The 25014-nt window shown below is 72.8% G+C and carries 19 protein-coding genes; 12 read left to right on the top strand and 7 right to left on the bottom strand.

The features are described 5' to 3' along the window. Nucleotides 1–28 precede the first annotated feature (28 nt). Complete coding sequence (locus LCG91_RS12400; protein WP_224441548.1) at nt 29–214, top strand: hypothetical protein; 186 nt, start codon at nt 29–31, stop codon at nt 212–214. A gap of 364 nt (nt 215–578) precedes the next feature. Here LCG91_RS12400 and LCG91_RS12395 read toward each other — a convergent pair whose 3' ends face one another. Both LCG91_RS12395 and LCG91_RS12390 read right to left on the bottom strand, forming a co-directional pair. Continuing rightward, nucleotides 579–1286 (bottom strand): GNAT family N-acetyltransferase, encoded by a 708-nt coding sequence (locus tag LCG91_RS12395; protein WP_224441547.1) that lies wholly within the window; start codon nt 1284–1286, stop codon nt 579–581. A 762-nt stretch (nt 1287–2048) separates the two neighbouring features. Then, on the bottom strand, nt 2049–3047 hold the full coding sequence (locus tag LCG91_RS12390; RefSeq protein WP_058749694.1) for a LacI family DNA-binding transcriptional regulator: 999 nt from the start codon (nt 3045–3047) through the stop codon (nt 2049–2051). 116 nt (nt 3048–3163) lie between these two features. Here LCG91_RS12390 and LCG91_RS12385 point away from each other — a divergent pair, with 116 nt between their 5' ends. The 5 genes from LCG91_RS12385 to LCG91_RS12365 all read left to right on the top strand — a co-directional run bounded on the left by LCG91_RS12385 (nt 3164) and on the right by LCG91_RS12365 (nt 10292). Next, nucleotides 3164–4369: a Gfo/Idh/MocA family protein gene (locus LCG91_RS12385; protein ID WP_224441546.1), complete on the top strand. Its 1206-nt coding sequence runs from the start codon at nt 3164–3166 to the stop codon at nt 4367–4369. Further along, complete coding sequence (locus LCG91_RS12380) at nt 4366–5445, top strand: sugar phosphate isomerase/epimerase family protein (protein WP_082687554.1); 1080 nt, start codon at nt 4366–4368, stop codon at nt 5443–5445. Before LCG91_RS12385 ends, LCG91_RS12380 begins: the two co-directional genes overlap by 4 nt. A gap of 169 nt (nt 5446–5614) precedes the next feature. Next, nucleotides 5615–6607: an AAA family ATPase gene (locus LCG91_RS12375; RefSeq protein ID WP_224441545.1), complete on the top strand. Its 993-nt coding sequence runs from the start codon at nt 5615–5617 to the stop codon at nt 6605–6607. Further along, on the top strand, nt 6607–7938 hold the full coding sequence (locus LCG91_RS12370) for a DUF58 domain-containing protein (RefSeq protein WP_224441544.1): 1332 nt from the start codon (nt 6607–6609) through the stop codon (nt 7936–7938). Before LCG91_RS12375 ends, LCG91_RS12370 begins: the two co-directional genes overlap by 1 nt. Then, a complete protein-coding gene (locus LCG91_RS12365; protein ID WP_224441543.1) occupies nt 7935–10292 on the top strand; it encodes a transglutaminaseTgpA domain-containing protein in 2358 nt (785 codons plus the stop codon). Before LCG91_RS12370 ends, LCG91_RS12365 begins: the two co-directional genes overlap by 4 nt. 443 nt (nt 10293–10735) lie before the next feature. Here LCG91_RS12365 and LCG91_RS12360 read toward each other — a convergent pair whose 3' ends face one another. Together LCG91_RS12360 and LCG91_RS12355 are read right to left on the bottom strand one after the other, a co-directional pair. Further along, nucleotides 10736–11344, bottom strand: coding sequence for a TetR/AcrR family transcriptional regulator (locus LCG91_RS12360; protein WP_082687784.1), 609 nt, complete (start codon nt 11342–11344; stop codon nt 10736–10738). Nucleotides 11345–11678: 334 nt separating this feature from the next. Beyond that, nucleotides 11679–12452, bottom strand: coding sequence for a trimeric intracellular cation channel family protein (locus LCG91_RS12355; protein ID WP_058729199.1), 774 nt, complete (start codon nt 12450–12452; stop codon nt 11679–11681). A 69-nt stretch (nt 12453–12521) separates the two neighbouring features. Here LCG91_RS12355 and efeU point away from each other — a divergent pair, with 69 nt between their 5' ends. The 4 genes from efeU to LCG91_RS12335 all read left to right on the top strand — a co-directional run bounded on the left by efeU (nt 12522) and on the right by LCG91_RS12335 (nt 16620). Beyond that, entirely contained in the window at nt 12522–13247 is a 726-nt protein-coding gene (gene efeU / locus LCG91_RS12350) for an iron uptake transporter permease EfeU (protein ID WP_224441542.1), read from the top strand. Next, a complete protein-coding gene (locus LCG91_RS12345) occupies nt 13244–14110 on the top strand; it encodes a hypothetical protein (protein ID WP_224441541.1) in 867 nt (288 codons plus the stop codon). Before efeU ends, LCG91_RS12345 begins: the two co-directional genes overlap by 4 nt. A gap of 372 nt (nt 14111–14482) precedes the next feature. Beyond that, a complete protein-coding gene (locus LCG91_RS12340) occupies nt 14483–15346 on the top strand; it encodes an EfeM/EfeO family lipoprotein (protein ID WP_224441540.1) in 864 nt (287 codons plus the stop codon). Then, the gene (locus LCG91_RS12335) at nt 15343–16620 is read left to right on the top strand and encodes a Dyp-type peroxidase (RefSeq protein ID WP_224441539.1); all 1278 of its coding nucleotides are present in this window, start codon (nt 15343–15345) and stop codon (nt 16618–16620) included. Before LCG91_RS12340 ends, LCG91_RS12335 begins: the two co-directional genes overlap by 4 nt. A 257-nt stretch (nt 16621–16877) precedes the next feature. Here the strand turns inward: LCG91_RS12335 and LCG91_RS12330 are convergent, their stop codons facing one another. The 3 genes from LCG91_RS12330 to LCG91_RS12320 form a co-directional block, all read right to left on the bottom strand. Continuing rightward, nucleotides 16878–19214 (bottom strand): bifunctional metallophosphatase/5'-nucleotidase, encoded by a 2337-nt coding sequence (locus tag LCG91_RS12330; protein ID WP_224441538.1) that lies wholly within the window; start codon nt 19212–19214, stop codon nt 16878–16880. 124 nt (nt 19215–19338) lie between these two features. Then, on the bottom strand, nt 19339–21153 hold the full coding sequence (locus tag LCG91_RS12325; protein WP_224441537.1) for a thiamine pyrophosphate-requiring protein: 1815 nt from the start codon (nt 21151–21153) through the stop codon (nt 19339–19341). Between the two features lie 51 nt (nt 21154–21204). Next, nucleotides 21205–22374, bottom strand: a complete 1170-nt coding sequence (locus tag LCG91_RS12320) for a Gfo/Idh/MocA family protein (protein ID WP_224441536.1) — start codon at nt 22372–22374, stop codon at nt 21205–21207. 81 nt (nt 22375–22455) lie between these two features. On the opposite strand from LCG91_RS12320, the gene LCG91_RS12315 reads away from it, so the two are divergent. Both LCG91_RS12315 and LCG91_RS12310 read left to right on the top strand, forming a co-directional pair. After that, a complete protein-coding gene (locus LCG91_RS12315) occupies nt 22456–23880 on the top strand; it encodes a glucose-6-phosphate dehydrogenase (protein ID WP_224441535.1) in 1425 nt (474 codons plus the stop codon). A 274-nt stretch (nt 23881–24154) separates the two neighbouring features. Continuing rightward, a complete protein-coding gene (locus tag LCG91_RS12310) occupies nt 24155–24940 on the top strand; it encodes a dienelactone hydrolase family protein (protein ID WP_224441534.1) in 786 nt (261 codons plus the stop codon). Nucleotides 24941–25014: the final 74 nt, after the last annotated feature.

Here is a 25014-nt window from a genome sequence, read left to right as displayed (position 1 = left end):
ATTGACTCCTGCACGAAGGATGTGAGCCATGGTGAAGGTGTATCCGGAAGAGTGCCGACGTGACGCGATCGCCCGTACAGGCGATGCGTCGGTGCGGCAGATCGCGGAGGACTTCGGTGGCTCCGAGTCCTGCCTGGCTAGATGGCTGCGGCTCGCGAACCGTAACGACGGCATCAGCGTTGCAGCGTCGCCGTCGGCGAAAGCGTTTGAGTAAGCCGAACTACGGGACGCGCCGAAGCGGATCCGTCTGGTCGAGCAGGAGAACGAGATCCTTCGTCGGGCGGCTGCGTACTTCGCCCAGTCGCAACTCCCGATACGGTCGACCCGGTTGTCTTCGAACCTGCCGCAGACCGGATCCCGGGCGCGGTGACCTGCCGGGTGTCAGGCTTGTCGAAGCAGGTGTTCGATCTCAGGCGCGCCTGCACGGTGTCCAGGCGGGCCTGGGGCGACGCTCGCCTGACGAACTTACCGACCGACGCGCACCGGGACCACTCGACGTTCAGGTATTGGTTCATCGCCGACGACCTCTACGCGGCCGGCCACCGGGCTTCGGGGCGGGGAGGTGTGGCGGCTGTGCCTTACAGCAGCGGCTCTTGTCGCTGTACGCGAAGAAGCGCGGCCTCAATTGCAAGGCCGGGCCGCCGGTGCACGACGACCGGGTCTGACGAGTATTTGGAGCGCCAGACCTGGGACGACTGTGGCTTACGCATATTCATGAGCCATGGATGGTAGCCAAGGCCATGTGCGGTGCCGAGGTCGCCGTGCCGGTAGGTGCCCGACGGCACAGGCCGCAGTGATGCTCCGATGCGTTCGGCGAATCGCGTGGTCAGTGCTCGGGCGGCTGCGTTGTCTTCCCGGGTAGCGAAAGCGATGTCATGCTGCGACGCACGCGCCCGGATCGAATCGAGGAGCGCCGTCGCGACGCCCCTTCGCGGTGCGGGCGGCGCCACGGCAACCACCTGGATGAACGTCGGGTCAGGAGAGCCGCTTCCGTTCGACGCGATGCAGAAGCCAACGTGCACGTTGCCGATCTCGGCGAGGAGTACCAGATGCTCCGCAATTGTCGTTGCGTTGTGCTGCACCGTTTGCACCGTGATCGGCTCGCAGGCGAGTTGCAAGTCTTTGAGGCGGCGTGCGTCGCCTGGATCATCAGCTGCTTCACGCAGGGTCGGTTTAAAGGGGGGGGGGGGGGGCTCGAGTGACGCACGCCACCGCGCCAGTTCCGGATCTCTGGACAGAGGGAAGACCGGCTCGAGCGCAAGATAGCTCACGTCTGTCTCGGTCATAAGCACAGGGTATCGGCAGTGCCGCGTCGCTTGATTGGAAGGCGCCCCGTGAGCGACCGCTCCTGCGCCAGACGAACGTACGACGGTCGGGGGCATGCAACGAGGCCAAACATCATCAGCGTTCCACGACGGAAGTACCAAGCGTCCGTCACGCTGGATGCCCTGGCAAGGTGCAGCTTTAGAAAGTCCAAAAGAGGGGTCTTCCTATGTGACGGCACGCCATCCACGAGAACCTCGCGTGCGGCAGCGTCCTCGACGCGCGGTACCAATTGCGTCATCGCGTGTGCTTCAGTACTAATCGACTTCGGAAGGAGCCCCTTGCGGGAGGAGGAGGCTACCGCGGGCCAGACTCCGTCCCCACGCCCGCACTCGGGTAGTCGTGGACCGAACCGGTCATGTCACGTTCGACCAGCGCCAGAACAGCACTGCCATGGCGAGGTTATTTCTGGTGGCGGCCGACCGCTTCCTCGGATCCGATGCGGCCGACCGAACGCCGCCTTGCCTAGTGAGCTGTGCCAAATGTGCAGTAGTCCCTGTGCCGATCGCACATCGAGAGACCTCCTACTTCCGCGCAACGACGGGGATCGCACGCGATGCGTTAACTACCCGCACTCCACGGAACCCCCGCTGCTGCGGGGGTTTCGTCGTTCCTGCGCTGATCCGATCGAGCACCGGCGACGGTCGCTGCTCGTGCCGTCGACCGGGTCCGCGTCCGTGCGGCGGACCGCCGAGGCGAGGGCGTCCACGCGAGACGCCCTCCCGTCATCGAGGCGGCGCGGTCGTCGACCGGACGACCAGGGTCGGCGCCACCAGCGTCCGCTCCGGCGTGCCCTGCCCTCGCGGAGCGCCGATCAGGTCCACGAGGCGCTCCGCCGCGAGACGGCCGACCTCGTCGTTGTGCGGATCGACGGTGGTCAGCCGGACGAGCGGTGACGATGCCAGCGGGGTCTCGTCGTTGCCGATCACCGAGACGTCCTCGGGCACGCGGAGGCCCACGTCGCGCACGGCGGCGATCGCTCCCATCGCCATGACGTCGTTGGCCGCGAACACCGCGGTCGTCTCCGGGTGCTCCGCCAGTGCTCGCCGGGTGCCCTCGTACCCGGTCGACTCGGCGGTGGCACCGCTGCCGTAGACGAGCGGCGCGGAACCGGCCGCGACCATCCGCTCGACGGCGGCTGCGCGCCGGGCGGCAGCCGGGCCTCCCGAGCCGGTGACGTGGACGATGTGCCGGTGGCCGAGCGACAGCAGGTGCTCGGTCGCGAGCTGGCCGCCCGCGGCCTCGTCCGACGCGACGACGTCCAGCCCGCTCGGCACCGACGCCCGTTCACCGGCGACGACGACGGGGGTGCCGGGCGGGACCGCGGTGTCGGCGGAGCCCTCGGCGGCGAGCACCACCCCGTCCACGCGGAGCGCCAGGAGGTCGTCGAGCGGCGACGTGCCGAGGTGGGCGTTCGCCCGGGTGTCCGCCAGGGTCAGCCGGAGCCCGTGCGGTGCCAGTGCCGTGCGCACGCCTTCGAGCATCGGCACGAACCAGGGGTTGCGGAAGTCGTCCACGACCACGCCGACGGTACGCGTGCGGGTGCCGGCGAGGATCGCGGCGGCGCGGTTCGGTCGGTAGCCGAGCTCGTCCGCGGCGGCGAGGACGGCGGCGCGCCGTGCGGGGGAGACGCCCGGGTCGTCCCGCAGCACCATCGAGACCAGTGACTTCGACACCCCGGCTCGTGCGGCGACGTCGACGATCGTCGGTGGGCGGTGCGACACGGGCTCCTCCGGACGGATCGCAGGATCGGGGCTTGACAGGACATGGGCTGCCGTCGATACAGTCTAGTGCGCTCTGGAACGTTCCAGAGCCCCACTCGTCTCGAAGGAGAGCACGCATGGTCGACAGCATCGGCGTCGCCGTCATCGGCGCCGGCATGGCGGGGAAGGCCCACGCTGCCGCGTGGCGCAACGCCCCGTCCCTCTTCGCCCCGACCCTGCCGCCGGTGCGGCTCGTCTCGGTGTGCGACGTGTACGGACCCGTCGCCGCCGAGACCGCCCGGCGCTTCGGCTACGCGCGGCACGACACCGACTGGCGGGCGGTGGCCGCGGCAAACGACGTCGACGTCGTCAGCGTGGTCGTCGCGAACCACCTGCACCGCGAGGTCGTCGAGGGGCTGCTCGCGGCGGGCAAGCACGTGCTGTGCGAGAAGCCCCTGTCGGACACGCTCGAGGACGCCCGGGCCATGGCGTCCGCAGCCGACCGTGCCGCGGAGCGCGGGATCGTCGGACGGATCGGCTTCACCTACCGTCGCGCGCCCGGGCTCGCCGCGATCCGGGAGCTCGTGACCGACGGCACCCTCGGCCGGGTCCTGCACGTCTCGGGGCGGTACTGGACGGACTACGGCGCCTCGCCCGACGTCCCGATCTCGTGGCGCTTCACCGGGGCACCGGGCACCGGGGCGCTCGCCGACGTCGGCTCGCACCTGACGTACGTCGCCGAGTTCCTCGCCGGGCCGGTGTCGAGTGTCTCCGGCGGGGTGTTCGCCACCGCGGTCACAGAGCGACCGGTCGCCGCCGGCTTCGCGCTGCGCGGGCAGGACGTTCCGCTGACCGGGGAACGGGCCGTCGTGGAGAACGACGACTACGCCACGTTCTCGGCCCGGTTCGGGGACGGCACGGTGGTCGGTTCGCTCGAGGCGTCCCGGGTCGCCACGAGCCACCCGAACGGCCTGGTCGTCGAGGTCTCCTGCGAGCACGGTGCGGCGCGCTGGGACCAGGAGCGTCCGTCCGAGATCGGCCTCGCGCTGCAGTCGGACGGCTCGCGGACGGGCGGGTACCGCCGGGTGGTGCTCGGACCGGACCACCCGTACGTCGCCGGCGGGATGGCGATGGACGCCCCCGGTGTCGGCTGGGGGCAGAACCAGATGTTCGAGTACCAGGCGCGGGCGTTCCTCGACGAGGTCGCCGGGGTCGCCGACCCGTTGCCGCCGAACGCGACGTTCCACGACGGCGTCCACAACATGGAGGTCCTCGACGCCGTGGCCCGGTCCGCGGCCGCCGACGGCGCGCTGCAGACGGTCGCCGAGGCGGTGCACGCATGAGGCTGGGGCTGTACGACGCGATCCTGCACGACCGCCCGCTCGAAGACGCCCTGCGGGTCGTCGCGGCGAACGGGCTGACAGGCATCGAGCTGAACACCGGCGGGTTCCTGCCCCCCGTGCACGTCCCGGACATCGACGCGATCCTGGTCGACGACGCCGTCCGCGACGCGTTCCTCGCGCGGTTCGCCGGCACCGGTGTCGAGATCGCCGGGCTCAACTGCAACGGCAACCCGCTGCACCCGGACCCGGCGATCGGTCCCGCCCACGCCGAGGACGTCCGTCGCAGCATCCGCCTGGCCGCACGGCTCGGGCAGACGCGGGTCGTGACGATGTCCGGGCTGCCGGCGGGCGAGCCCGGAGGGCGCCGTCCGAACTGGGTGGTGAACGCGTGGAACTCGGCCGCGCTCGACGTCCTCGAGCACCAGTGGAGCGTCGCCGTGCCGTTCTGGCAGGAGATCGACGCGCTCGCCCGGGAGCACGGCGTTCGGGTCGCGCTCGAGCTGCACCCGCAGAACCTCGTGTTCAACGTCGCGACGATCCGCGAACTCGTCGAGCGCGGCGGGCTGACGAACGTGGGGGTCGAGCTCGACGCATCGCACCTGTTCTGGCAGCAGATGGACCCGGTCGCCGTGGTCCGCGAGCTCGGGCCGCTCGTCGTCCACGCCGCCGCGAAGGACGTCCGGATCAACCCGGCGGCGGCGCTGAACGGCGTGCTCGACAACTCCTTCCGCAGACTCGCGCCGGACGGGCCGCGCACGAACCTGGGCGGGGACGAGTGGGCGAACGCCTGGCCGTCGCCGTCGTCCTGGGACTTCGTCGCGCTCGGGAAGGGGCACCCGACCGCGTACTGGACGGAGTTCCTCCGTGCGCTGCACGAGGTCGACCCGGAGATGCGCGTCAACATCGAGCACGAGGACACCGAGCTCGGGCGCGAGGAGGGGGTCGCGGTCGCCGCCCGGGTGCTGATCGCCGCCGAGGCGGCGCGGGTGGCGGCGGACGGCGCGGACGCGGACAGGGCGCACGTGGGCGGTCCGGACGAGCACGCGACGGACGCGGTCGGGCGGCCGGCGTCCTGAGGTGTGGACCGGCGGACGGGAGGCTCGTGGCGGGCCCGCCGCGAGCCTCCCGTCCGTCCCGTGGTCGCGTCCGAGTGTGCCTTCCGGATGATCGGTGACGCATCCTCCGGTGGCTGTCACCGCGCCGTTGTAGCATGCACGACACCTGTCCCGAGACGAGGAGGCCTGCGTGCCGGACCAGACCGACCGAGCCTTCCCGATCGAGCACGTCCGGGCGGTGGGTGACGACGTCGTCGCGGCCGTCTCCACCGTGGTGGACGGCAAGGTCGACGCCATCCGCACCGCCTTCACGGTGATGCTCGCCGAGGGCCACCTGCTCGTCGAGGACGTCCCCGGCGTCGGCAAGACCGTGCTCGCGAAGGCGCTTGGTGCCTCGGTGGGCGGGACGGTCAACCGCATCCAGTTCACCTCGGACATGCTCCCGTCCGACGTCACCGGCGTGAACATCTACGACCAGTCGTCGGGCACCTTCCGGTTCTCGCCCGGCCCGGTGTTCGCGAACGTCGTGATCGGCGACGAGATCAACCGCACCAGCCCGAAGACCCAGTCGGCCCTGCTCGAGGCGATGGCCGAGGCGCAGGTCACCGTCGACGGTGTCACGCGGCCGCTCGAGTCGCCGTTCATGATCGTGGCGACACAGAACCCGATCGACATGGAGGGCACCTACCCGCTGCCCGAGGCCCAGCGCGACCGGTTCATGGCACGCATCGCGATGGGCTACCCCAGCGCCGACGCCGAGCGCCAGATGCTCGCCGCGCGCGGCACCCGCGACCCGCTGTCCTCGCTCCGACCGATCGTCGACGTCCAGACGCTGCACGCGATCGTGCACGCGGTCCGCGGGGTGCACGTCGCGCCCGACGTCGAGGCGTACATCGTCGCGATCGTCCGCGCCACCCGGTCGCACCCGGACCTCGTGCTCGGCGCGAGCCCCCGCGCGACCCTGCACCTCGCCCAGGCCGCCCGTGCCCACGCCGCGCTGCTGGGTCGCGCGTTCGTCACCCCCGACGACGTCGCCCTCCTCGCGCCGGTGATCCTGTCCCACCGGCTCGTCCCGGTCGCCCGCGGACTCGGCGGGGGCGCCGAGGACACCGCGCGTGACGTGGTTGTCCGGATCGTGTCCGACACCGCCGTGCCCTTCGCCTCGGCAGCCGTCCGCTCCTGATGCCCGACGGCAGAGGGCCATCGACGACCGCGCTGCGTGCCGGTGCGGTCCGGTCGTGGGCGCTCCGCACCGGTCGGCGCGGAGCGGCCATGCTCCGCCGCACGCCGTTCCCGCGGCCGACGGCGAGGGGCTGGACGGTGCTCGGGTCGGGGATCGCGCTGGTCGGCGGAGGACTCGTCGCCACCACGAGCATCGCCGTCTCCGCGGGACTCCTGCTGCTCGTGCTGCTCGTGCTCGGCATCGTGATGGCGCTCGTCGTCGCGGCGCCGCTGCGTGCCACACGGTCGACGGCTCGAGCGGTCGTGCAGGTCGGCGAGGTCCACCGCGAGCGGATCACCCTGCGGGGGACCTCGTTGCCGATCGGGCCGCGGACGACGCTGCTGGTCCGGGAGCAGCTCGAGGACGCCCTGGCCAGCGTGTCCGACGCCGAGACCTACGCCCTGGTCGGTCCGAACGAACCGCCGGCGGTGCTCGACGTCGAGGCACTGGCGATGCACCGCGGCCGGACCCTGGTCGGCCCGGTGACCATCCGCGTCGAGGACCCGTTCGGGCTGCTCCGCATCGACCGGCCGGTCGTCCCCGCCGAGGAACTGGTGATCGTCCCCGCATCGACCACGCTCGGCGCCATCGACACCGGTGCGCTCGCGGGGGCCGTCTCCGCCGACGAGGGCCGTGTCGGGCAGGGCGGCTCCGCCGACGACAGCGAGCTCCGGCCGTACCGGCAGGGCGACCCGATCCGCCGCGTGCACTGGGCCCAGAGCGCCCGGCGCGGCGAACTCCACGTCCGCCAGACCACCCAGGCACAACCGCCGGAGGCCGTCATCGCGATCGACGTCCGACGCGAGTCCTACCAGGCACTCGGCCGCGACGACCTCGCCGAGCTCAGCGACCTCGGCGGCGACGCGGCGTTCGAGCACGCGGTCGTCGTCGCCGCGAGCGTCGCGCGGGCGCTCAGTGCACGGACCTCCCGCGTCGTGCTCGTCAGCGACCACACCCCGGTCGCCGGGCGGCACTCGGGTGACGTCGGCAGCCTGACCGACGTGCTCGTCGGACTCGCCGACGTCCGGGTCCGCTCCGACGCGCGTCCCGTCACCGAGGTCCTGCCGGAGGTCCACGGGCGCGACGTCCACGGCATGACCGCCGTCGTCACCGGCCGGTGCACCGCAGAGCAGGCGGCCGAGCTCGTCGCCGCGACGAGCGGGTCGAGCCGGGGCATCCTCGCCACGATCGTCCCGCCGGACCCCCTGGTGCGCGGGATCCTCGACCGCGCCGGCTGGCGCACCCTCGTGGTGCCCGTCCCCGGTGCCCAGGCGCAGGGGAGCACCCGGTGAGCGGCACGTCGACGGCCGAGCGCGTCCGGACGCCCGCGGGCACCGATCGCCCGGGGCGTCCGGCCGAGCGGTCCGACGCTCCCGGCCCCTGGGTCGTCGCCCTCGCGCCGCTGCCGGTCCTGGTCGCGGCGCTGTCGATGCGTCCGCTCGTCCAGGGGACCGCCTGGTGGGTGTCCGGCGTGGTCTTCGCCGCGGTGCTCGTCGCGGTCGTCCTCGCCGTCCGGCGTCGGGCGCCCGGTGTGCGCTTCATCGCCCTCGTCGCCACGCTGGTGGTCGGGTCCTGCGTCGCCGCCGTCGCCAACGACGTGCCCCCGCTGGGATGGCTCGACCGGCAGGGCGCCCTCGGCGAGGCGCTCGCCGCCATCCGGCTCAATCCCGCGCCGCTGCCGCAGAGCGACGCGATCCGGCTGATCGTCACCATCGCGATCGGCTGGGTCGCCGGGGTGTCCCTGTTCCTCGCCGCGATCGCCCCGACGGTCGCGCTCGCCGCCGTGCCCGCGCTCGTCGTGCTCATCGTCCCCGGCGTCGTGACGGGGGAGCCGGCGTCGCCGGTGCTCGTCGTCTTGGTCGGCATCGCGTTCCTCGGGCTCCTGTGGCTGTCGGTCCGACCGGTGCAACGGGCGTTCCCGGCCGCGGTCGTGGGCGCCGTCGGACTCGTCGTCGCCGTCGGCCTGCCGGTGCTCGTCCCGATCAACGCCAGCTGGCTGTCCGGGGTCACCGGTGCGCTGCAGGCGCCGATCCAACCCGGTCGCCCCGGCACGCTGCTCGAACTCGGCCGCGACCTGCGCCAGCCCAACGAGCTCGAGGTCTTCCGCTACCGCACCGCCGACGGGCAGCCGGAGTACCTCAAGCTCGCCGACCTCGACGAGTTCGGCACCGGCGACTGGGTGCCGACGGTGACCGACGCCAGCGACGCGGAGACCGCGGACCAGCAGCAGTGGGCCGTCGGGGTCAACCCCCGTCTGGCCAGCCGCGGCGACCTGACGATCCGGATCAGCGGGCTGTCGAGCAACTACCTGCCCGTGCCGGGCGGCGCCGTGTCCGTCGAGTCCCAGTCGACGAACCTCGACCTGTCGCAGTGGCGCTGGATGGGGGACTCGAACACGGTCCGCTCGACCGGTCCCGTGACCCAGCGCGGCTCGACGTACCAGGTGTTCGGCGCCTCGACCTGGTCGGGGGAGTACCTCGACGCGATCGCGGCGAGCGGGATCCTCGGGCGGACCGACGGCCGGGGCTTCACGGCGCCGAGCGACGCCCAGCTCCGCACCGACCTGGCGCTGCCGGAGGACCTGCCCCGCGACATCCGTGCGGCTGCCCAGCGGGTGGCCGGCGGCCTGCCGAACGACTACGCCCGGGCCCGTGCCCTGGAGCAGTGGTTCCGGAGCGACCTCTTCACCTACTCCGAGACGGCGCCGGTCGAGCAGGGCTACGACGGCGACAGCATGGACGTGATCGACACCTTCCTGCGCGTCCGCCAGGGCTACTGCGTGCACTTCGCGTCGTCGATGGCGGTGATGGCCCGGACGCTCGGGATCCCGTCGCGGATCGCGGTCGGGTACCGCGCAAGCAGCGACCAGACCGAGGACGGCGAGTACACCGTCTCGAACCGTCAGCTGCACTCGTGGCCCGAGCTGTACATCCGCGGTGCCGGCTGGGTGTCCTTCGAGCCCACGCCGAGCTCCGACGCCGCAGCCCAGGCGGGCACGGAGTCGTCCGCGACGGCCGCTCCGGCACCGTCAGAGACCCCGCTGCCGGCCCCCGGGGAGACGGCGCCCGCCGAGGCCTCGCCCACCCCGACCCCCTCGTCGTCGACCGAGCCGGGTGCCGCGGCCACGACGGGCGGATCCGGCGGCCCGGGTGCCGCCGGCCTGGCGGTCGGGCTGCTGCTCCTGCTCGCGGTGCTCGTTGCCCCCGGGCTCGTCCGCGTCGTCCGTCGACGTCGTCGGCTCGCCGCCGTGCGCGCCGGGCGCTCGCCCGCTCTGCAGGCCTGGCGCGAGGTGCTCGACGACGTCGCCGACCACGGGTACGCGCCGGGGCTCGCGCCACCCGGTGACGCCGCTGCGGCGGCCCGCACGGCGCGTGCCGTGCTCGGGCGCCTGACGGATGCCGTCCCCGCGGCCGTCCTCCCGCACCTGACGGTCATCGTCGACGCGGTCGACGTCGAGCGCTTCGCCGCGGACGGTGCGGCGGGCGTGGACACCGGTGCGCTCCGGCGGGCCGTCCTGGAGGCGCGGGTCGCCCTCGACGCGTCCGTCCCGCGGGCCCGCGTGGTCCGGTCCCACCTGTTCCCGCCGAGCCTGCTGCCCTCGTCCGCCTGGTCCCACGAGGGCCGGCGGAACCGCCGCACGGCCTAGGCGCCGTGCCGGCGGCGCGGGCAGCGCCGGAGGCCGCCGGGCGCCGCGCCGCCCGACGCCGTGCCGCCCGACGCCGTGCCACTGTGCCGCCGTGCCGCGTTGTGCGGCGTGCGCGCGCACGACGGTGAGCACGTCGCACCGCGGAACCGCGTGGCGCGACGAGCTTCCGGTTGTGCGCCCGGCGCGCCGGCCCGCGCCGTGCCGCCCGCCCGCGTCAGCGCCGCGCGCGTCAGCGCCGCCGTGCCGCCGTGCCGCCGTGCCGCGTTGTGCGGCGTGCGCGCACGACGGTGAGCACGTCGCACCGCGGAACCGCGTGGCGCGACGTGCTTCCGGTTGTGCGCCCGGCGCGCCGGCCCGCGCCGTGCCGCCCGCCCGCGTCAGCGCCGCGCGCGCTGCGCGCGCCGCGCGCCTCAGCGCCGCGTGCGCTGCGCGCGCCGCGCGCCTCAGCGCCGCGGGCGCACCACCGCGTCGACCAGGCTCGCGATGACGTCGCCCGGGTTCACCCCGGGCAGCGCGGGTCCGTCGAACACGATCCCCACGTTGGCGCCGACGAGCAGCGTCGCGAAGTCCTCGAGCGGCATGCCCGGCTCGACCTCCGGGTGCGCGCCGAACCACAGGCGCACCAGGTCGAGCACGCCGTCCTGCAGCTCGCGACGCTGGCGGACGAACTCGGGCATGAACTCCGGGTGCCGCAGGGCGTACCCGCGGAGCTCGGAGACGAGGGCGAACTGCCGTCCCTGGTCGTACCGTCCGAAGGCCGCCCGGACGACGTCGGCGATGCTCGTGGCGGCGACGTCCTCGCGCACGACCTCCTGCAGTGCCGCCAGGATCCGGTTCGTCGAGCGCTGCATGACCTGGGCGACGAGGTCCTGCTTCGACGAGAAGTTCGAGTACACGGCGCCCTTGCTGAAGCCGGCGCGCGCGGCGACGTCGTCGAGCCGGGCACCGTGCACGCCGGACTCGGCGAACACGTCCGCTCCGGCGACGAGCAGTCGTTCGCGCACCTCGGCGCGGGGCGTCCTGGGGGTGGGGGAGGAAGCGTCGTCGCTCATGGGTCCTGGTCCGTGATCGTCATCGTGGACGGTGGTGCGCCGCCCGGTCGATCCCCGCGCGTCGGTGGCGCACGGGCCGTGCCGCACCTGCTGACGGTGCGGCCCTCGGAGACCTGCCGAGCCGCGCGTCAGTCTCACGCGCGGCACCAGCGGGGCCCCCGGCCCCGTCGCTCTGTGGACCGCCACGTTCGGGTCGTGTCGGTGCGTCGAGGACGGTGGTCGCCGGGTCGATACCCGGCGGTACCGATGGTACCTCCCGTGCGCCCCGATGACGCCGGTCCGCTGACCCCGGGCGGGCGGTCCACCGCGTCACGGCGCTGCGGTCACGGGCGGTTCAGGCGTCGTCGGGCGTGTCCCGGTCGCTCCGCACGGCCCCGCGGCCGGTCCGGCGCCCGGGACGACGGAGCAGCCGGATCGCGTCCGGTCGGAGCCGTCGGCCGCGCTGCAGCAGTGCGCCGAGCGTCGACTTCGGCTGCCAGTCGCGACCGTTCGGCAGCCCCCAGCCGCGCTTGACGGCGCCGTAGCGGAGCCCGAGCGACAGCACGATCGCGGCGATGATCCCGACCGACGGCGACCCGAGGTACGAGGCGACCACCATCACCGCCGACGCGGCGACCGCCACGGTCGCGTACAGCGCGTTCCCGCCGAACACCGCGGGCACGCGCCGGAGCAGCAGGTCGCGCATCGCGCCGCCGCCGACCGCGGTGATCGTGCCCATGATGATGGCGGCCGGCCAGCCGAGCCCGGCGTCGAAGGTGCGCTGGACCCCGACCACGGACCAGAACCCGATGACGGCGGCGTCGAGCACGGTGAAGAGCCGGTCCCAGGTGAGCTCCGAGAACGAGACGAGGAACGCGACCAGCGCGCCGGCGATCGCCACCGGCAGGTAGAGCGGGTCGACGAGCGCGACCGGTGGGCCGTTCTGCAGCAGGGTGTCGCGGAGCATGCCGCCGCCGAGCCCGGAGACGAACCCGACCACGAGGAAACCGAACAGGTCGAAGTCCATCGTGCGCGCGAGCGAGCCGCCGAGCAGCGCGGACGCGAACACCCCGGCGAGGTCGAGCACGTCGGTGACCGACGCCAGGGCCTCCGGGGTCAGCACGTTCATGAGAACAATCAAACCCCACGTCGCAGGAGTGGCGAGCCGCGGGCTGGTTAGGTTAGCCTCACCTTCGCCATGATCGCCACCCTCGTCATCGGTCTCCGCGAAGGCCTCGAAGCGACGCTCATCGTCGGCATCATCGCCGCGTTCCTCCGTCGCAACCGCACGCCCCTCGCCCCGATGTGGGCCGGGGTCGGGCTCGCGGTCGCGCTGAGCATCGCCGTCGGCTTCGGGCTGCAGCTCGTCGAGCAGGCCCTGCCGCAGGCCCAGCAGGAGGGCATGGAGACGATCATCGGCGCCGTCGCCGTGGTCTTCGTCACCGGCATGATCGTCTGGATGCGCACCCATGCGCGCACCCTCTCGCGGGACCTGCAGGCCAGCGCCTCGGCTGCGCTCGGTCGGGGCACCGCGTGGGCCCTCGCCGGCATGGCGTTCCTCGCCGTCCTCAAGGAGGGCTTCGAGACCTCGGTCTTCCTCCTCGCCACCTTCCAGGCCTCGTCCGACACCGGCTCGGCCGCCCTCGGCGCGGTGATCGGCATCGCGGTCGCCGTCGCGATCGGGTACGGCATCTACACGGGCGGCGTCCGCCTCGACCTCGGCCGCTTCTTCACCGGCACCGGCGTCTTCCTCGTCTTCGTCGCCGGCGGCCTCGTCCTGACCGCGCTGCGGCACGCGCACGAGGCGGGCTGGATCGTCATCGGCCAGCAGCGCACCGTCGACCTCGGCTGGCTCGCCCCGAACGGGTCGCTCCGCGGCGCGCTCGTCACCGGTGTGCTCGGCATCCCCCCGACCCCCGCGTGATCGAGGTGACCGGCTGGCTCCTCTACGTCGTCCCGGTCCTGGCGATCGCGGTCTGGCCGCGCCGCTGGCGTCCGTCGGCGGCCCGCGTCCCGTCGGTCCGCTCGCTGGTCGCCGCCGGGCTCGCGGCCGCGGCGGTCGTCCTGGCGCTGGCCGTCCCGAGCCCGGGCGCCGACCTGCCGCGCACGACCGCGGTCTCCGGGGACGCACGCTCCGTCACGGCCGACGTCGACGGAGCGGCCGCCGTCCTGCGCGTCGCGGGCACCGGCCGGGAGGCACGACTCGCCCTGCCCGCGTCGGCCCACCGCCGCGTGACCCGCTCGGGCGTCGCCGCGGACCGCTGGCAGGTCACCGAGGACGTCCCGGCGACCGACCGGCCCACCTCGCTGACGCTCGACGACCTGGTCGGCCTGTTCGGTCGGGTCCCCGTCGGCGTCTCGCCGAGCACGAACCCCGGGCCGTTCAGCGCCCGGTGGGCCGTCCGCGACACCGTCACCCTGACCACCGTCGGTGGTGGTGTCCTGGACGCGACCCGCTCGGAACGCGACGTGCTCACGCTGAGCGGTGGGGGCCTCCCGGCCGCGCGCACCACCACGCTGGACCGCTCGGTGTGGGCGGTGCCGACGGACCGTGTCGACCGCGCGTCCGCCGAGCTGGCCGCTGCACGGACCCGCGCCGCCGAGCTGCGGCTCTGGGACTCCTGGTTGCCGGTCGTGCTCCTCGTCGCCGCCGCCGCCCAGGCGCTGCTCGCCCTCCGCGACCGCCGTCGTGCGGTCGCCCCACCGACCACCACCCCCGGAACCGACCCGTCGCGCGGACCGCCCGCCGACGTCCCTGCAAGGAGCCTCGACCATGCCGTTCGGTAGGACCACCCGCCCCCTGGCCGCCCGACCCCGCGTCGCCCGCCCCCTGATCGTCGTCGGTGCCCTCGGCACCGTCACCGCCCTCGCCCTGACCGGCTGCTCGGCCGGTTCGCCCGCCGACGACGCGTCGAGCGGCACCGGGAAGGTCTCCCGCGTCACCATCACCCTGACGAACGACGGATCCGATGCCTGCGCCGTGTCGACCACGACGGTCCCCGCGGGCCCCGTCACGTTCACGGTGCACAACGAGTCGTCCACTGCCATCACCGAGGTGGAGCTCCTGCAGGACCAGCGCATCCTGGGCGAGAAGGAGAACCTGGCCCCCGGGCTCGACGCCGTCCGCTTCACCGCCACGCTGGGCGGGGGAAGTACCAGGTGTACTGCCCCGGTGCGGAGCGCGAGCTCACGGACTTCACCGTCACGGGCAAGGCCGCCTCGACCGCGAACAGCAGCGCCGCCACCCTGCTGGCCGACGGTGCGAAGGGCTACGCGACCTACGTCGACGGGCAGGTCACCGACATGGTGGCGGCCGTGCAGCAGCTGCAGCACGACGTCGACGCGGGTGACCTCGAGGCCGCGAAGCGCGACTACGCGGCCGCCCGTCCGTTCTACGAGCACGTCGAGAGCGACGTCGACGGCTTCGTCAAGAAGGGGTTCTCGGCCACCGACAACGCCGGCAACCTGGACTACCTGATCGACATGCGCGCGTCGAACCTCGACGACGCCGTCGGTTGGAGCGGTTTCCACGCCGTCGAGAAGGACCTCTTCGAGGCCGGTGCGATCACCGCGTCGACGAAGCAGACGGCTGCGGCGCTGACCGCCGACGTCGAACTCCTCGCGAAGCGCGTGCCGTCGATCGAGTACAAGCCCGAGGACCTGGCGAACGGCGCCGCCGGGCTGCTCGAGGAGGTCCAGTCGAACAAGATCACCGGGGAGGAGGAGGCGTACAGCCACATCGACCTCGTCGACCTCGCCGCGAACGTCGAGGGCGCCCGACAGGCCTTCGCGTACCTCAAGCCCGGCCTGACCAAGGTGGACCCGGCCCTGACGAAGCAGATCGCCGCGCAGTTCGACTCCACGAACACGCTGATGGACGGCTTCCGCGACGCGGACTCGCTCGGCGGCTTCGCCACGTGGGACGCCGCCGCCAAGGCGAAGGACGCGAACCGCATCTCGCAGCAGGTCCAGGCGCTCCAGGACCCGCTGTCCCGCCTGGCCGAGAAGGTCGCGACGGCGTGACCGCGTCCCGGTTCTCCCGCCGCGGTCTGCTCGGCGCCGGGCTCGCCGCAGCCGGTGCCGGCGTGGGTGCGGTCGCCGGCGTCGCCGGGGCCACGGTCGCGACCGGCGTCGACCCCTTCGCCGCGGCCGCGAACGCCGACGAGTCGATCGACCTGTCGCAGTCGGTGCCGTTCTACGCGACCGCCGCCCGGCAGCCGCAGGGCGGGATCCGCACGACGCCGCAGCGGCACTGCGTCTTCATGGTGTTCGACCTGACGGCGTCGACCGTGACCGAGCTGCAGGTCCTGCTCGCGCGCTGGTCGGCCGCTATCGCGCAGCTGCAGGCCGGCCGGACGATCGGCAGCGTCGAACCCGCGCACGGTGACGGCGTCGGCGCCGACACGGGCGAGGCACTCGACCTCGGCCCGGCGTCGCTCACCGTCACGGTCGGACTCGGCCCGGGTGTCTTCGACGAGCGGTTCGGCCTGGCGGCGAAGCGTCCCGCGAACCTCGCCCCGATCCCCGCGCTGCCCAGTGACACCCTCGACGAGCAGCTGACCGGCGGGGACCTGTCCCTGCAGGCCTGCGCCGACGACCCGCAGGTGGCGTACCACGCCGTGCGGGACCTGGCGCGGATGGCCCGGGGCACCGCGACCGTCCGGTGGACCGTCATCGGGTTCGGTCGGGCCTCCGCCGGCCCCACGCAGTCGACGCCGCGCAACCTCATGGGGTTCAAGGACGGCACCCGGAACATCACCACGGACGACGAGTACGACCGCTTCGTGTGGCTCGACGACGCCGCCGGGTGGATGGCCGGTGGCACCTACCAGGTGGTCCGGAAGATCCGGATGAACCTCGAGACGTGGGACGCCGACGTCGTCAGCGACCAGCAGCGCGTGTTCGGCCGGACGAAGGTCGAGGGCGCGCCCCTGTCCGGCGGGTCCGAGCACACGACGCCGGACTTCCACGCCCGGGCGCCGCACGGCACCGAGGGCGGGACCGCGATCGACGCGCGCTCGCACGTCGCCCTCGCCGCGCACGAGAACAACGGCGGCGTGAAGATCCTGCGCCGCGGCTACAACTACACGGACGGACTGAACCAGTACGGCCAGCTCGACGCCGGGTTGCTCTTCGCGGCGTACGTGAACGACCCGGAGCACTTCACGACGCTGCAGCGGAAGCTCGGGGCGTCCGACCGCCTGAACGAGTACGTGTCACACATCGGGTCCGGCGTCTTCGCCGTACCGCCGGCGCCGCGGAAGGGGTCGTACGTCGGAGAGCAGCTCTTCCGCTGATGACGCTGGGTGCCGAGGTGGGTGCCCTCCGTCGTTTCCCTGGAGACGGAGAGCACCCGCGCCGCGGAGTCCGGCGGACGGAACCACCGTCCGCCCCCTGGGGGGACGACCCGGCGCGACGCATCGCGATGCGACAAGGGGGAGCGTACCTCCCCTGGCTGGCGTCCAGCGGTTTCCGCCCGGGAACGGACAGCGGAACGGGCCGCCCCACCAGGTGGGGCGGCCCGTCGCGCGTTGTGCGGCCTGGAGGCGCGGTGTCAGTCCGTCAGGACCGGCGCGTCCTCGACGGTGCGCTTCCGGCGGACGAGCACGAGTGCCACGGCGCCGGCGAGCAGCAGGACGCCGGCGGCGATCCCCGGGACCACCAGGTCGGCACCCGTGAACGCCAGGTCGCCGCGGGCGGCGCCCGGTCGGCTGCCGTCCGAGACGCCGCCGCCGACGGGGGCGCCGGCGCTCGGCGTTCCCGTGCCGGGCGTCCCCGCGCCCGGGGTGCCCGGGTCGGTGGGGTCACCGGTGCCGGGGTCGGTCGGCTCCGGCTCGGCGGCGGTCTCGACCGGGATCGTCACCGCGAGGGTGATCGTCTGCCCGTTCGGCAGGGTGACGACGAGCGGCTCGTCGGTCGTCGCGGTCGGAGCGGCCAGGGCGGTGACACGCAGCGCGTTGCCCGCAGGGGCCACGGTCCCGGTCTCCTCGGCGCCCGGGACGGTGAACGTCAGGGTCGCACGGCCCTGCTCGTCCCGCTTGTCGACGATGGTCGGGTCGATCGCGGACTGAGCAAGGACGACGTCACCCGCGCTGACGGACACCGTGCCCGCGGCGGCCGGGTCGTCGCTGCTGAAGACGAGGGACGACAGGGCGATCGAGACCTCGTCACCCGGCTGGAAGCCCTCGGCCGGGACGGGCGTGGTGACGACGCCCACCGCCCGCTGGTCGGTCGGCGGGGTGACGACCGGGTTGGTGACGAAGTAGTCCACCTGCGCCTGCAGGTCGACGGTGCCGGAGTCGGCCTTGTCCGTGCCCGAGGTGAAGGCCGCGAAGTTGTCACCGCCGGTCGACAGGAACGAGTTGATCGTGACCTTGAGGGTGTCGTCGAGTGCGATCGGAGCGCCGTCGAGCGTCATCGCGGTGATGCGCGATCCTCGTGCGGCGTCGGGGTCGTAGGTGTACGCGAACCCGTCGGAGACGCCGAGCTTGAGGAACGGCCGCTCGAGGCCGTCCGGCTGCCACTGCTGCTCGAGGGCGTCCTTGATCTGCTGGCCGGTCATGTCCTGCGTGACGAGGGTGTTGGCGAACGGCTGGACGAGGGCGGCCTCCTTGTAGGTCACCTGGCCGTCCGGGTCGTTCGCGCCGCTCGAGGCGAACAGCATGTCGGTGCGGAGACCGCCGGGGTTCATGAAGGCGACCTGCGAGCCCTGCCTGCTCGTCGCAGCGCGCTGCACCTCGGCGATGTAGTTGCCCAGGACGGACTCGCCGCCGCGGTTCTCGGTCTTCCGGTCGGACTGCACGGCGCGACGCAGGTCACCGGTGATGTCGCCGAGCTTCTTCGCACCCTCGACGTCGGCCTTCGCCTTCGCCGCGGTGACGATGCCCGTGACGGCCTGCACGGAGGACTGGTCCGCCGGGACACCGGTGAACCCGTTCACGGACCGGACCTCGGAGGTGATGCCCTTGAGCTTCCGGTCGGAGCCGACCGTGAGCTGGAGGTGGCCGAAGTTCACGCCGTACGAGCCGGTCTGGATGACCGGGCGCGGCGTCCCGTCGGGCCCTGCGATCGAGTGGTCGTAGGTGGCGTGCGTGTGCGCCGAGACGATCGCCGAGACCTTCGACGAGACGCCCGAGGTGATCTTGCCGAACGCGCCGGTGCCGGTGGCGTCCGACAGTGCGCTCGTGGTCGCGCCCTCGTGCACGAGCAGCACGAGGACGTCCGCCTCGCCGTTCTCGGCCTTGCCGTCGGTGAGCTCCTCGGCGTAGCGGTTGACCTGGCTGACGATCGGCGCCATCGCGAGGCCCTGCACGCCTCCGGGGCTGACGAGACCGGGGATGAGGTCCTCGGTCGTCGCTCCGATGAAGCCGACCTTCACGCCGCCGCGCTCGACGATCGACCAGGGCGTGAACGCCGGGTCGGTCGTGCCCGCCTTGACGATGTTCGACGAGACGTAGGGCCATTCCGCCCGGTCCTCGATGCGTCCTGTCAGGTCGTCCTGGCCCTTGTCGAGCTCGTGGTTGCCGATCGCGCTGACGTCGAGGTCCATCGCGTTCAGGGCGTCGATCGTCGGTGCGTCCTGCTGGATCAGGGAGGTGAACGTCGAAGCACCGACGTTGTCACCCACGCTGGCGAAGATCGTGTTCGGGTTGGCCTCGCGGTAGGACTGCACGACGCCGGCGAGCTTCGCGGCTCCGGCAGCCTTGTCGGCGGCGGTGCCCTCCGACTCGATCCGACCGTGGAAGTCGTTCACGTCGAGGATGTCGATGGTGGTGTCACCCTCGGCGGCGAGGGCAGCGGACGGGACGGTGAGGGCGGTGAGGACGCCGGCGGCAACCAGGGCGGAGGCCCCGGCCAGGCGCCGGCGACGCGGGGGAGTGTGAGCGTTCATCGGCGCTGAACCTACGAAACCGCACAGGCAACGCGCCAGGCGTTGCCGCAACACGTCACGTGTTGTTCACACCACGGGGGACGTTCCTCCCGTTCGGGGGACAGATCCCGACCCGGTCACGGTGTCAGTCGCGCCCGAGTGCGCCCTTCACCCGCTCGACGGCCTCGGCAGCCATGGCCTTCGCCGAGTCCTTGATGACACCGAGCTCCGCCGGGTCGCCCTTCAGCAGGCTCTTCGCGGTGTTCACGGCGTACTCGGCGGTGATGTGCGGCGGGAGCGGCGGCACGTTCCGGCTGACGTACGCGTCGATGAGCGTCACGCCGGGGTTCGCGAACGCCCGCTCGACCGCCGCGTCGACCTCGTCGTCGCTGTGCACGGCGATGCCCTCGAAGCCGAGCAGTCTGGCGTACCCGGCGTAGTCCATCGTCTCGACGTCCTGCGAACCGGACCACATCGGGTTGCCGTCCTCGGTCCGCATCTCCCACGAGACCTGGCCGAGGTCGTCGTTGTGCATGACCACGATGACGAGCTGCTGGTCGGGCCACTGGGCCATGTACTTCTTCACGGTGATGAGCTCGTTCATGCCGAGCATCTGGAACGCGCCGTCGCCGATGGTGCACACCGCCGGGGCGTCCGGGAAGGCGAACTTCGCGGCGACGGCGTACGGCATCGCCGCGAGCATCGTCGCGAGTCGGCCGGACATGTCGCCGTGCATGCCGCGGCGGAGCCGGATGTGGTGGCCGTACCAGTCGGCCGTGGTCCCGGCGTCGCAGGTGACCGTGACGCCCTCGGGGAGCCGCTCGTTCACGGCCCGGATGACGCGCCGCGGGTTGACGCCGTCGTCGTAGGCCACCTCGGCCTGGCGGTGCATCTCCGCCTCCCACTCGCGCATCTCGCCGGCGAGCTTCTCCTGCCACGCGGTGTCCTGCTTGTCGCGCAGCAGCGGCATGACCGCCTGCAGCGTCGCGCCGACGTCGCCCCACAGGTTGAGCTCGGTCGGGTACCGCAGGCCCATCTGCTCGGGCTTGATGTCGACCTGCACGCCGCGTGCCTGACCGGAGGCGGGCAGGTACTCGCCGTAGGGGTAGTTCGAGCCGAGGAGCACGATCGTGTCGCACTCCTCGATCTGCGTCAGGCTCGGGCGGGAGCCGAGGAGCCCGACCTGCTGCGTGTGGTACGGCACGTCGGAGGGCACGACGTCCTTGCCGCGGAGCGCCGTGATGATGCCGGCGCCGGTCTTCTCGGCGGCCTCGAGCACCAGGTCCGTGGCGCCGCGTGCGCCGGCACCGACCAGGAAGGTCACGCGTTCGCCAGCGTTCAGGATCTCGGCGAAGCGTGCGATCTGGTCCTGCGGCGGCACGATCCGGGTCGACGGGGCGACGTCGCTCGACCGCGACACCCAGTGCTCGGCGGCCGGGGCCTCGTACGCCATCGCCTGCACGTCGTGGGGGAGCACGACGACGGCCGGCTGCTTCCGGAGCATCGCGGTGCGGAAGGCCGTGTCGACGACCACCCCGACGGCGTCCGGGGTGGCGACGGTCTCCACGTAGCAGGCGACGTCGGCGAACACGCGCTCGAGGTTCGACTCCTGCTGCGTGAAGCTGCCGATCGAGGCGAGGCCCTGCTGGCCGACGATCGCGACGACCGGCTGGTTGTCCATCTGCGCGTCGTACAGGCCGTTGAGGAGGTGGAAGGCACCAGGGCTCGACGTCGCGACGCAGACCCCGACCTCGCCCGTGAACTTCGCGTGCGCGGTCGCCATCAGCGCGGCGATCTCCTCGTGCGTCGGGCGGACGTACTCGAGCTCGCGCTCGCTGCCGTCCGCCTTGCCGAGGGCCCCGTCGAACGCACCGATCCCGTCGCCGGGGTAGCCGAAGACGCGCGAGACGCCCCATGCCTTGATGCGGTCGATGACGAAGTCGCTCACGGTCGTGCTCATGCACCCACCGTGCTCGCCGTTTCCTGTACGCCCTCAGGTCGAGCGGCGGGGTCAGGGGATGGGGCGCCAGGCACCGTCGGAGGCGCTCGCGACGACGGTCTCGATGACGGACGCCGCGCGGGCACCGTCCGCGAAGGTCGGCAGCCCGTCGGGCCAGGCGGTGCGGTCGCCCTCCGCGCGGACCGCCGCGTAGGTGTCGGCCACGAACGCTGCGAAGGCGTCGAGGTACCCCTGCGGGTGCCCGGCCGGCACGACCGCGAGGCGACGCTGGTCGGGGAACCCGAGGGAGGGGTCTCGGACCACGATCTGCGCACCGCGCTCGTTGCCGAACCACGCCGACTCGGGCTGCTCCTGGTCGAAGGCCGCCGACCCGAGGGTGCCGTCGACCTCGAACCACAGCCGGTTCTTCCGCCCGGCCGCGACCTGCGAGACGACGACGTTGCCGATGCGTCCGGTGCCGGTCCGGAAGGTCGCGACCGCGGTGTCCTCCGTGGTGACCTCCGCCCGCTGCCCGGCGTCCGCCACCGGGTCCGGGTCCGGGGAACCGGAGAACGACGGGCCGGACGCCGCCGGCCGGGTCGGGTAGACGATGTCCGTCGCGGCGCTGACGGACGCGAACGGCTCGCCGGTGACGAACTCGACCAGGTCGCACCAGTGTGAGCCGATGTCCGCGAACGCCCGGGACACCCCGCCGGCGCCGGCGTCGACGCGCCAGCTCGAGGCGTCCTCGTCGAGCATCCAGTCCTGCAGGTAGTGGCCGTGCACGGCGAGCAGCCGTCCGAGCTCCCCGGCGGCGACCCGGGCGCGGATCTCCCGCACGACGGGGTGGTACCGGTAGACGAACGGCACGGTCGCGACCACGCCGGCCTCGTCCGCGGCGGCGACGAGCTCGGCGGCCTGCTCGGCGCTGATCGCGAGCGGCTTCTCGCACACGACGTTGATGCCCGCGCGGATCACCGCCAACGACTGCGGGTGGTGCTGGTCGTTCGGCGTGCAGACGTGCACGACGTCGGGCGCGTCGGCGATCACCTCGTCGAGCGAGGCGTAGCCGCGGGGCACGTCGAGCTGTGCGGCGACCTGCTCCGACCGGGACGGCGTCCGGCCGAGCACCCCGACGACCTCGGCGCCCGCTGCCCGAGCGGCCCGGGCGTGCACCCCGGCGATCATCCCGGTGCCGATGACGGCGACGCGGATGCGCCGCCCTCCGTACCCACTGCTCATGGTGCTCCCTCGCGCCGGACTGGACCCACCGTACCGACGCAACCCGGCCACGCGCCGGAACGCGTGAGTACCGTCGGGGGCATGTCGAGCCTCCAGACCAGCCTGCTCATCCTCGGAGCCAGCGGCGACCTGTCCAAGCGCCTGCTGCTGCCCGGTCTCGCCACCCTCCTCGAGGTCAAGGACGACTGGGACGTCCAGCTCGTCGGTGCCGGCGTCGAGGACATCTCGGACGAGGACTGGAAGGCGCAGGTGCGCACGTCCTTCGAGAACGCCCAGGCCTCGAAGAACGAGGAGGACGAGGGCGCGCAGGACGGCGGCGAGAAGCTGAGCAGGCGGCTGGTCGACGTGGTCAACGCCTCGACGTACCGCAAGGCCGACGTGACCGACGCGGACGACCTGCGGACCCTGCTCGCGGCATGCGACCACGACCCGGCGATCTACTTCGCGCTGCCGCCGGCCGTGACCGAGAAGAGCTGCGCCGTCCTGAAGGACCTCGACCTGCCGTCGGGGACGCGGCTCGCGCTCGAGAAGCCGTTCGGTACCGACGCCGAGAGCGCGGAGCACCTCAACGACCTGCTGCACTCGTTCCTGCCCGAGGAGCGGATCCACCGCGTCGACCACTTCCTCGGTCGCTCGACGGTCCTCAACCTGCTCGGGCTCCGCTTCGCGAACCGCATCATCGAGCCGCTGCTGTCCTCTGCGCACGTCGACCGTGTCGACATCGTCTACGACGAGACCCTCGGGCTCGAGGGCCGTGCACGCTACTACGACAAGGCCGGTGCCCTGGTCGACATGATCCAGAGCCACCTGCTCCAGGTGATGGCCGTCGTCGCGATGGAGGCCCCCGCGTCCATCGACGCCGACGACCTGCGCACCCAGAAGGAGCTCGTGCTCCGTGCCGTGCGGCCGTGGGGCGGGGACGTCGTCGCGGCGGGCAAGCGTGCGCGCTACACCGCCGGCACGATCGGCGACCGCGAGCTGCCGTCGTACGTCGACGAGGACGGCGTCGACCCGTCGCTCGGCACCGAGACCCTGGCGCAGCTGACCCTCGAGGTCGCGAACTGGCGCTGGGCGGGCGTGCCGTTCACGCTCCGCTCCGGCAAGGCGCTCGAGCAGCAGCGCCGTGAGATCGTCATCACCTTCAAGGACTCGCCGCACGTGCCGAACGGGCTGACCGGTGCCGAGCGGCCGGACAAGCTCCGGATCTGGATCGCCCCCGACGAGATGCAGCTCGAGCTCAACGTGAACGGCCCCGGCGACCCGTACACGATCGACCACACGGCCCTGTCGGTGACCTTCAACCCGGGTCGGCTCAGCGCGTACGGCGAGGTCCTGGCCGGGGTGCTCGAGGGCGACGCGACCCTGTCGGTGCGCGGCGACAGCGCCGTGCAGGGGTGGAAGGTCGTCGAGCCGTTCCTGCAGGCCTGGCGCGACGGGGAGGCGCCGCTCGACGAGTACGCGGCCGGGTCGGCCGGTCCCGAGAGCTGGGACAACATCGACTGCTGACAGCGCGTCGGCCGGCCGACGCCGTGTCGGACGGGAGGCGCGTGGTGGGCCCGCCACGCGCCTCCCGGCCGTCTGTCACTCGCGCCACGGAGACGCCGGTGTGTGCACGAGACGCCGCTGGGTCCGCGAGACGCCGTCGCAAGTGGTGGCGTCTCGGTCGGCGTGCGGTGTCTCGGCGGATGCGGGGCGTCTCGTCCCCGAGGAGACGGCGGCGTCTCGCGCACCGAGAGGTGTCTCGGAGCAGTGCGAGCCGCGCGGCGTAGCGTCCGGTGACGTGAAGACCACCGACGACGTCCTGTCCACCGTCCCCGCACCCGCCGGCTCCGACGTCCGCGTCGAGCCCGTCCGGTACGACCACGAGGGCTCCGCGCTCCTCGGTGTGCTGGCCAAGGACCACGCCGTGTCGGGCCCGCGCCCGGCCGTGCTCGTGGTCCACGACTGGCACGGCGTCAACGAGCACGTCGAGGCCCGGGTGACCATGCTCGCCCGCCTCGGCTACGTCGCGTTCGGTGCCGACGTGTACGGCGAGGGCGTCCGTCCCGGCGACGACACCGCCGGACAGGTCGCCGGCTCGTACTACCAGGACCTGCCGCTGTTCCGCGCGCGGCTCACGGCCGGTCTCGACCGCCTGCGCGAGGACCCCGACGTCGACCACTCCCGCATCGTCGTGATGGGGTACTGCTTCGGCGGCTCCGGCGCGATCGAACTCGCCCGCACCGGCGCCGACCTGGTCGGTGCGGTGTCGTTCCACGGCGGACTCATCGTGCACGAGCAGTCGGACGCGTCCGCGATCCGGGCGAAGCTGCTCGTGCTCACCGGAGGAGCGGACCCGATGGTGCCGGACACGAAGGTCGCCGAGTGGCAGGACGAGATGCGCGCCGTGCCGTCGGTCGACTGGCAGGTCGTGACCTACTCGGGCGCGATGCACGCGTTCGCGGTGCCGGGGACGAATGCACCGGACCACGGGGCGCAGTACCAGGAGCGCGCCGACCGCCGCTCGTGGCAGGCGCTGCAGGTGTTCCTGGCCGAGGTGTTCGACGAGGAGCCGACCGTCGCCTGACCCCGCGACACGCCGAGGGCTCCGTGCGAGGCGGCTCGATTCGCGTTCCGCGCCGCACCTGTTGTAGAGTCTTC

This window comes from Curtobacterium sp. TXMA1 (assembly GCF_020162095.1).
In the GTDB taxonomy this organism is placed as follows: Bacteria; Actinomycetota; Actinomycetes; order Actinomycetales; family Microbacteriaceae; genus Curtobacterium.
Note: the sequence above shows the minus strand (reverse complement) of the source record. Positions and strands in the feature narration are given on the sequence as shown.

Bases quoted from the DNA above. Each gene is read 5' to 3' on its own strand.
- LCG91_RS12400 (WP_224441548.1), top strand. From the start codon at position 29: ATGGTGAAGGTGTATCCGGAAGAGTGCCGACGTGACGCGATCGCCCGT.
- LCG91_RS12395 (WP_224441547.1), bottom strand. From the start codon at position 1,286: ATGACCGAGACAGACGTGAGCTATCTTGCGCTCGAGCCGGTCTTCCCT.
- LCG91_RS12385 (WP_224441546.1), top strand. From the start codon at position 3,164: ATGGTCGACAGCATCGGCGTCGCCGTCATCGGCGCCGGCATGGCGGGG.
- LCG91_RS12380 (WP_082687554.1), top strand. From the start codon at position 4,366: ATGAGGCTGGGGCTGTACGACGCGATCCTGCACGACCGCCCGCTCGAA.
- LCG91_RS12370 (WP_224441544.1), top strand. From the start codon at position 6,607: ATGCCCGACGGCAGAGGGCCATCGACGACCGCGCTGCGTGCCGGTGCG.
- LCG91_RS12360 (WP_082687784.1), bottom strand. From the start codon at position 11,344: ATGAGCGACGACGCTTCCTCCCCCACCCCCAGGACGCCCCGCGCCGAG.
- LCG91_RS12355 (WP_058729199.1), bottom strand. From the start codon at position 12,452: ATGAACGTGCTGACCCCGGAGGCCCTGGCGTCGGTCACCGACGTGCTC.
- efeU (WP_224441542.1), top strand. From the start codon at position 12,522: ATGATCGCCACCCTCGTCATCGGTCTCCGCGAAGGCCTCGAAGCGACG.
- LCG91_RS12330 (WP_224441538.1), bottom strand. From the start codon at position 19,214: ATGAACGCTCACACTCCCCCGCGTCGCCGGCGCCTGGCCGGGGCCTCC.
- LCG91_RS12325 (WP_224441537.1), bottom strand. From the start codon at position 21,153: ATGAGCACGACCGTGAGCGACTTCGTCATCGACCGCATCAAGGCATGG.
- LCG91_RS12320 (WP_224441536.1), bottom strand. From the start codon at position 22,374: ATGAGCAGTGGGTACGGAGGGCGGCGCATCCGCGTCGCCGTCATCGGC.
- LCG91_RS12315 (WP_224441535.1), top strand. From the start codon at position 22,456: ATGTCGAGCCTCCAGACCAGCCTGCTCATCCTCGGAGCCAGCGGCGAC.